The organism is candidate division WOR-3 bacterium, from assembly GCA_039801365.1.
Lineage (GTDB): Bacteria > Hydrothermota > Tepidihabitantia > Tepidihabitantales > Tepidihabitantaceae > JBDRUN01.
Map to the genome: position 1 here is coordinate 1 of JBDRUN010000105.1, position 6,981 is coordinate 6,981.

Genomic DNA, 6,981 nt, shown 5'->3' on the forward strand with positions numbered 1-6,981 from the left:
TCAGAAGGCGAACAAACGGTGGGAGCAGCGCTGTGGGCGCAAGCACCGGTCTCAAGCAAAGTCTAAGGCAAGAAAGCCGGCAGCGTAAAATGCCAGTCGGAAGTTACACAAAAGAATTGACACTACCCCTGGCTCATCGGTCAAGTGGTTGAGTGGGTAGAAACGCGGGTCTGGGCTCAGCGGCCGAGGCTCAGGCGGGTGGCGAGGAACTCGGGTAGGCCGGCGCGGAGAATCTTTGCCTGAACTTTAGGGATGTTGTAGTCAACCCGGTGGAACGAAATGGCTCTTGCGTCGGTGTCAAACACCAGACAACAGGCACGTGGGTCACCGTCCCGTGGCTGGCCCACGCTGCCGGCATTGATGACGTACTTTGCATTCGGCCGGAGCTCGGTGCTATAGTTTCCAACCAGCCTGGGCAGTTCGGTCTGGCGACGTTCGACAATGAACGGGTAGTGGGAATGGCCGATGACACAGACGCAGGTCTCGAAGAAGGACATTTCTTCTCCGGCATCCTGTACGGTGAAGACGTAGTCCCACCGCTCTGGTGCCGAGGGTGATGAGTGCACCAAGTGGAGAATGTCGAACCGGTCCACGAGCGGCAGCGAGTCGAGGTAGGCAAGGTCGTCGTCAGCAAGTTGCCTTGCGGTCCAAGACAGGGCTTCGCGTGCCGCGCGGTTGAAGTCAGCAGCCGCCACTCGGCCCAGTACCCCGCGGTCGTGGTTGCCGGCTACGACCGGACCGCGTAGGGACCGTACGAGTTCAATGCAGGCCGCTGGGTCGGGGCCGTACCCGACGATGTCACCGCAACAGATGAAGCGCGTCGCCCCCTGAGTCCGCAGGAAGTCAAGCACCGCCTCGAGTGCCTCAAGATTGGCGTGGACGTCCGAGAAGATACCGATCCTCATTGGCTACGGACAAGGGCGGAAATCAGATTGCCAATTGCAGAACGCAAAGCTCCTGACGCTGTACCGGCCGTAACAGGTCGGGGTTCAATCATCTGCACGCTGGCTCCTGATTTTATTTTGATCGCTCCAGTTCCTTGTAAACCGCGTCTAGGACGCCGTTGACGAACCGGCCCGAGTCGTCGTCCCCAAATTTCTTGGAGATGTCAACCGCCTCGTTTATCGAAACTTTTGGTGGGATGTCGTCGAAGTACATCATCTCGGCACAGGCCAGCCTGAGAATTGAGCGGTCTAGTACACGCAGGCGTTCGACCCGCCACTTGCGCAGGTGTCGCTTGAGCATTCTGTCAATGTCCGGCCGGTGGTCGAGCACTGCCTGTACCAGCCGTCGCAAGTAGGTCTCAGCGTCGTCCGATGGGTTCTTGCGCGCAAGGATTTCCTCGATAGTTTCGTCCGGTTCGTCATTCACAAGGTCGAGTCGGTACAGCACTTCAAGCGCTGCTTCCCTCGCCAGCCTGCGCTGAGTCACATCTGCCTCACGCCAACTGAATCCCGCGACGCGCCCATATATGTACCAGCAGGACCGTCCTACGCCGCTATCCTTAGCGCTGGGTGCTCATCCGCGGTTGCCGGCTACTCTAACTTCTGCTTTTCGAGGTCCGCCATCTCGATTGCGGTCAGAGCTGCAGTCCAGCCTTTGTTACCGGATTTGGCCCCGGCCCGCTCCAACGCCTGTTCGAGTGTGTCCGCGGTGATGATGCCAAACGCGGCTGGCACCCCGGTCTTGAAGTAGACCTTACCCAAGCCCTTGGCTACCTCAGATGAGATGTACTCGGCATGCGGCGTGTCGCCGCGGATGACCGCGCCCAGAGCGACGACCGCGTCGTACTTCTTGGTTGTGGCCAGCCGGAGCGCGACTGCCGGAATCTCGAACGAGCCCGCAACCCAGAAGACGTCCGCGGTCTGAGCTCCGTGCCGCTCCAGGCAGTCGAGTGCACCGTCAAGCAACTGCTTTGAGATGAGTTCGTTGAAGCGCGACACAACGAGCGCAAATCTTCGACCCGTCGCGTCGAGCTTACCCTTGTACTGTCTAGTCTGCATCTTTTACTCCTTTCTCGATGTCGCCCAAGAGGTGGCCCAGTCGATCCCGCTTGGTGACAAGATACTTCACGTTCCTTCGGTTTGGCCGACAGATGATTGGAACCATTTCGACGATTTCGAGCCCGAATCCGCGCAGGCCGACAACTTTGCGCGGGTTGTTTGTGAGCAGCCGGATGCTTGAGAGACCAAGGTCAGCGAGTATTTGTGCACCGATGCCGTAGTCCCGCAGGTCAGGTTCAAAACCTAAAGCGACATTGGCCTGCACGGTGTCGAGTCCCCTATCCTGCAGGGCGTATGCCCGCATCTTGTTGATGAGTCCGATTCCACGGCCTTCCTGCCGCATGTAGAGAAGCACGCCCCGGCCTTCACGTGCAATCAGCGCCATCGCCCGCTCAAGCTGTTGGCCGCAGTCGCAGCGCAGGGAATGGAAAACGTCGCCGGTCAGGCACTGCGAGTGCACTCGCACGAGCACTCGCTCGTGGCCCTGTACGTCGCCGCGGACCAGTGCCAGATGCGCGTAGGGTTCGATCGTATCCTCGTATACGATTACCTTGAACTCGCCATACTTGGTCGGCAGGACAGTCTCAACCACCCGGTGCACCAACCGCTCCCGTTGGCGGCGGAACTCAATCAGGTCCCGTATGGTGATAACCCTCAGACCGAACCGGCGCGAAAGGCGTACAAGCGCGGGTAATCGTGCCATCCGACCGTCGTCCGCCATCACTTCGCACAGAACCGCAACCGGGCTGAGTCCGGCAAGCCGGCAGAGGTCTACCGAAGCTTCAGTGTGGCCGGCCCGGACCAATACACCACCGTCCTTGGCCACAATCGGAAACACGTGCCCGGGCCGGGCAAGGTCTGCGGGCCGGGTGTGGGGATCGGCCAGTGCCTTTATCGTCACTGCCCGGTCGTGTGCCGAGATGCCGGTCGTCGTACCTTTGACCGCGTCAACCGAGACTGTGAATGCGGTGCCGTGCAGTGCGGTGTTAGACTCGGTCTGGGCTTTGAGCTGAAGCTCGGCTGCCCGTTCAGCGGTCAGGGGCACGCATATCAGGCCTCGGCCGTGCCGGGCTAGAAAGTTCACCTTGCGCGGGGTTACCTTGGCTGCCGCCAGAACCAGGTCGCCTTCGTTCTCCCGTGCTTCGTCGTCAACTACGATGACCATACGACCGCGTCTAACGTCGGCCAGGGCGTCTTGAATCTGGGCAAAGTACCTCCTCCCTGTTTTCGTTCCTTCCTCTTTGAGAAAGCGGGATGAGGTGACGGTGCCTCGCGGTCTACTGCCCTTGTGTTCCTTGCAGGCTTTTCGGTTCATTCCCTTTCTTGGTTCGTGTGTCCTGACGCTTGGCGTGCCTGGTAGCTCATTTCCGAGTCTACGCTGCGGTCCCTGACGTCAGCTCGGACGAACTCGAACCGTCGGTCTTTCCAGTATGCTCTGGGGAAGTCGTCGAGATTACCGGCATAGGTGAACTCGTCGAGCACGCGTATCTGATAACCCTTCCGGCTCATAAGTTGCCGGTCAAGATTGGAGCCGATGAACCCGGCTCCACCGGTAGCAAGAACCTTCACGGTCGTACTATCGACCAGCCAATTGCAGATGCCAGCCACCAGAATGCGCAAGACAGAAAAAACACTGCGTTAGCCGTACTGCAATCTAGGATCGGTTTCTTGGTATGCAGAATCAGCCTCTCTAGTTACTTCGCCTTGAGTCCCCAGTTGTACGGAATGGCCGGGTCGTTCCAAGGTCGGCGGAACTCGTCTGGCTGTTCGTGGTTGTACGGCTCGGTCGGGCAGTTTATCATGTACGCTGGCTCGGTGCCGATTCCCTTCATTCCGTGCAAGACGTTCGGCGGTATCACAAGCAAAAGCGGGTTCTGCTCACCCAGAAAGAACTCCTGAACTTCGCCCCTGGTCGGAGAACTTGGTCGGTCGTCATAGACTACGACCTTGGCCATCCCCTTGATGATGCAGAGGTTATCGGTTTGCTGCTTATGAAAGTGCCATCCCTTGACCACACCAGGATACACAGTCGAGAGGTACACTTGGCCGAACTTCCTGAATACCTCATCGTCCGAGCGCAGTATCTCCATTACGGTGCCGCGTTCGTCTGGGACAAGCTTGAGCTTCTTGACTTGAATGCCATGAATCACAGAAGTAAGATAACTGACTGACAATCACCAGTCAAGCGGCGCCAAGACGTTACATGGCTTGGTACACGTTGCGTTTTGAACCGGCGGAGAGCCCCGGCGGTTCCGTTTTGGGTGCTTGGTGTTTGCTTGGCGCTGAATAGGCTCTGTCGCTGGACTTGCCAGTCCGGCCTATGCTGGTCATGACCTGAAAGGAATACGCATGGCAGGAATCGTTTTCCTTAGGACCCGTAGATTTGAAGCAGTGAGAGAGTTTTACTTGAGCCGAGTTGGGATGAGCGTGTGGCTGGAACAGCCGGGAATCTCCATTCTTAAACATGGCAACCTGCTGGTCGGATTTCATGCGCAGTCCGAGGCGGACACTGATGCGCTTCTGACTTTCTTTGAGCAGAACCGTGAGTACGTGGACCGGATGTACGAGAAACTTGAGGACGTTGCGCTCGGTCCACCCAAGGATAATCCTAAGTATCGCATCTATCACTTCTTTGCACAAGACCCTGAGCGTCGGAAGGTTGAGTTCCAGACCTTCCTGCACCCGATTCCGCCTGTCTGAGAGCGGATCGGGAGCCGAGGCTACGAACCTGAGTCGGGTGGCCGCCCAGTGGCTGATGGGTCTCTTTCTGACATTGGGCGGCGCAGGATGAGGATGTTCAATCCGACAAGGCCGATTGCAAGCGACAGAACGAACAGCACCTTCGCCAGTACCGTGAGCACTCCGGGAAGGAATTCACGGAAACCTACGAATGCGGCCACGATGGTAAGCAAGAATGCAGTGACTGTCAGCCAGACCATTGCTGATATGCTAGACGCCAAGCAGTCATTGTCAACCGCGACTAGTTAGGTACCACCATTATCGAAGATGGAAGAAATGGAGGGGAGGGCGAGTTCTGGTCACAGTTTTCCGTGCTCGAAAGGCAGGGGTCTAGCTGGAGATCAGACGTAGGAAGCGCCGCTTGCCGACTTTGAGGATGCGGGGAGTCGATTCAACCGTCACCACTAGATTAGGGTCGGTAACGCGAACAGCATCAAGGTAGAACGCGCCTTCGGCGAGTTTGCGTCGGGCTTCGCTCTTTGTTGGCAGGAGTCCGGATTCCACTGCCAGGGCGATGATGTTTCGGCCTTCGGGCGGTACGCCGAACTCAGGAATTTGTTCAGGCACACCTCGGTCCTTGAACACTCGGTCGAATTCCCGGGCGGCGCGTTCAGCATCCTGGGCTGAATGGTAGAGTGTGACCACGTCTCGGGCAAGCTCAGCCTTGATGTCGCGCGGGTTTGCGCTCTGGAGCCGTCGTTCGATTTCCGACAGCTCGCTGTCGGTCCGGTCAGTACAGAGCCGGAAGTAGTCCATGATACTTGAGTCCGGGATCGACATGAGCTTGCCAAACATCTGGTCTGGCGGGTCGGTAATGCCCACGTAGTTGTTATAGGACTTGCTCATTTTCTGGGTACCGTCCAGACCGACAAGCAAGGGCATTGTCATGACGACCTGCGGCTCCTGACCGAACTCGCGCTGAAGTTCCCGGCCGACAAGCAGGTTCCAGTACTGGTCGGCGCCGCCAAGTTCGACGTCGGCTTTGACCGCGACTGAGTCGTAACCCTGGAAAAGAGGATAGAGCAGTTCGTGCATGTGTATCGGTATGCCCTGGTTGAGCCGAGCCTTGAAGTCTTCGCGCTCGATGATACGAGCCACGGTGTAGCGCGAGGCGATGGTTACAATTTCCCGGCCAGTCAGCGCGTCAGACCATTCAGAGTTATAGCGGAACTCGCACCGGTCCGGTCGTAGAATCTTGAACGCCTGCTCGCGATAGCGGCTGATGTTTTCCCGTATCTGGGCGTCAGTGAGCTGGGGTCGGGTTCTGGAGCGGCCGGACGGGTCGCCGATCTTACCCGTGAAGTCGCCAACAATCAGCACCGCGATGTGGCCTGAGTCCTGAAACTCGCGGAGCTTGCGCAGTGGCACGGCAAAGCCGAGGTGAATGTCAGGGCCTGAGGCATCAATCCCGAGTTTGACGCGCAGGGGCTGGCCGGTTCTAGCCGAGCGTTCGAGCCGCGCCTCCAGTTCAGCTGCTGTCTCCACACGGTCAGTACCACGAAGCAGGTGCTCTAGTTGCTGCTTCAGAGACTTGGATTTGTCGCACCGGTCAAGCGGCTCAGACTTCATCGTATTACATCTTGTAGTTTCCAAACTGTTCCGGGTCAATCGAACGGAGCTTAGCCCGAAGTTCAGCGAGCCGCTCCTCGTCGTCGGCCGACACGACTTGGCTGGCCTTGTCCATTACCTCGTCGGCAACGAATATCGGCGCACCAGCGCGGAGTGCGAGCCCAACCGAGTCGGACGGCCGGGCATCAATTGCGAGCACCCTGCCACCGGCCTCGATAATGACCTCAGCAAAGAAAGTATCGTCCTCAATCCGCGTGACGATGACCCGCTTCAATTTGCCGCCCAGACCATCAATGACAAGCCACATCAGGTCAAGGGTCATTGGTCTCGGGAACCTTGTGTTCTGCAGGGCGTAGGCAATTCCTGACGCTTCGAACGGGCCGATGTATATTGGCAGAATTCGGTCACCGTCAAGTTCGCGCAGCAGCACGACCGGTGAATTGCTAGAGCTGTCTATGAGCAGGCCGTCAACGCGGACTTCGACCACAGAGCGTCAAGCCGGTCTGCCAGGACTGCCGGTATCAGACCCTGCCGGTGCTTCAGCGACACAAACCTTGATGTTCGCAAGGACATCATGACCGAGTTTCACCGGGATGTCATACACGCCCGGATGACGCAGTGGTTCTTCCAGCACGATAGCGCGGCGGTCAATTTCGAATCCCTGCTTGGC

10 protein-coding genes are annotated in these 6,981 nt (G+C 58.0%); 1 reads left to right on the plus strand and 9 read right to left on the minus strand.

Annotation, left to right across the window (positions count from 1 at the left end; genetic code table 11):
* Positions 1-176: 176 nt before the first annotated feature.
* The 6 genes from ABIL25_10240 to ABIL25_10265 all read right to left on the minus strand — a co-directional run bounded on the left by ABIL25_10240 (position 177) and on the right by ABIL25_10265 (position 4,153).
* Positions 177-905 (minus strand): metallophosphoesterase family protein, encoded by a 729-nt coding sequence (locus ABIL25_10240; GenBank protein ID MEO0082645.1) that lies wholly within the window; start codon positions 903-905, stop codon positions 177-179.
* A 112-nt stretch (positions 906-1,017) separates the two neighbouring features.
* On the minus strand, positions 1,018-1,431 hold the full coding sequence (nusB, locus tag ABIL25_10245) for a transcription antitermination factor NusB (protein ID MEO0082646.1): 414 nt from the start codon (positions 1,429-1,431) through the stop codon (positions 1,018-1,020).
* Between the two features lie 104 nt (positions 1,432-1,535).
* A complete protein-coding gene (gene ribH / locus ABIL25_10250; GenBank protein ID MEO0082647.1) occupies positions 1,536-2,003 on the minus strand; it encodes a 6,7-dimethyl-8-ribityllumazine synthase in 468 nt (155 codons plus the stop codon).
* On the minus strand, positions 1,993-3,318 hold the full coding sequence (locus tag ABIL25_10255; protein ID MEO0082648.1) for a bifunctional 3,4-dihydroxy-2-butanone-4-phosphate synthase/GTP cyclohydrolase II: 1,326 nt from the start codon (positions 3,316-3,318) through the stop codon (positions 1,993-1,995). The genes ribH and ABIL25_10255 overlap by 11 nt, the downstream gene beginning before the upstream one ends.
* Positions 3,315-3,572, minus strand: coding sequence for a GDP-mannose 4,6-dehydratase (locus tag ABIL25_10260; protein ID MEO0082649.1), 258 nt, complete (start codon positions 3,570-3,572; stop codon positions 3,315-3,317). Before ABIL25_10260 ends, ABIL25_10255 begins: the two co-directional genes overlap by 4 nt.
* A gap of 125 nt (positions 3,573-3,697) precedes the next feature.
* Entirely contained in the window at positions 3,698-4,153 is a 456-nt protein-coding gene (locus ABIL25_10265; protein MEO0082650.1) for a dTDP-4-dehydrorhamnose 3,5-epimerase family protein, read from the minus strand.
* Between the two features lie 199 nt (positions 4,154-4,352).
* Here ABIL25_10265 and ABIL25_10270 point away from each other — a divergent pair, with 199 nt between their 5' ends.
* The gene (locus tag ABIL25_10270; GenBank protein ID MEO0082651.1) at positions 4,353-4,703 is read left to right on the plus strand and encodes a VOC family protein; all 351 of its coding nucleotides are present in this window, start codon (positions 4,353-4,355) and stop codon (positions 4,701-4,703) included.
* Positions 4,704-4,723: 20 nt separating this feature from the next.
* On the opposite strand, the gene ABIL25_10275 is transcribed toward ABIL25_10270, so the two are convergent.
* The 3 genes from ABIL25_10275 to ABIL25_10285 form a co-directional block, all read right to left on the minus strand.
* Complete coding sequence (locus ABIL25_10275) at positions 4,724-4,942, minus strand: hypothetical protein (GenBank protein ID MEO0082652.1); 219 nt, start codon at positions 4,940-4,942, stop codon at positions 4,724-4,726.
* A 130-nt stretch (positions 4,943-5,072) separates the two neighbouring features.
* Complete coding sequence (gene tyrS / locus ABIL25_10280; protein MEO0082653.1) at positions 5,073-6,311, minus strand: tyrosine--tRNA ligase; 1,239 nt, start codon at positions 6,309-6,311, stop codon at positions 5,073-5,075.
* Positions 6,312-6,315: 4 nt separating this feature from the next.
* A complete protein-coding gene (locus ABIL25_10285; GenBank protein ID MEO0082654.1) occupies positions 6,316-6,798 on the minus strand; it encodes a bifunctional nuclease family protein in 483 nt (160 codons plus the stop codon).
* Between the last annotated feature and the right edge of the window lie 183 nt (positions 6,799-6,981).

Bases quoted from the DNA above. Each gene is read 5' to 3' on its own strand.
- ABIL25_10240 (MEO0082645.1), bottom strand. From the start codon at position 905: ATGAGGATCGGTATCTTCTCGGACGTCCACGCCAATCTTGAGGCACTC.
- ribH (MEO0082647.1), bottom strand. From the start codon at position 2,003: ATGCAGACTAGACAGTACAAGGGTAAGCTCGACGCGACGGGTCGAAGA.
- ABIL25_10255 (MEO0082648.1), bottom strand. From the start codon at position 3,318: ATGAACCGAAAAGCCTGCAAGGAACACAAGGGCAGTAGACCGCGAGGC.
- ABIL25_10270 (MEO0082651.1), top strand. From the start codon at position 4,353: ATGGCAGGAATCGTTTTCCTTAGGACCCGTAGATTTGAAGCAGTGAGA.
- ABIL25_10275 (MEO0082652.1), bottom strand. From the start codon at position 4,942: ATGGTCTGGCTGACAGTCACTGCATTCTTGCTTACCATCGTGGCCGCA.
- tyrS (MEO0082653.1), bottom strand. From the start codon at position 6,311: ATGAAGTCTGAGCCGCTTGACCGGTGCGACAAATCCAAGTCTCTGAAG.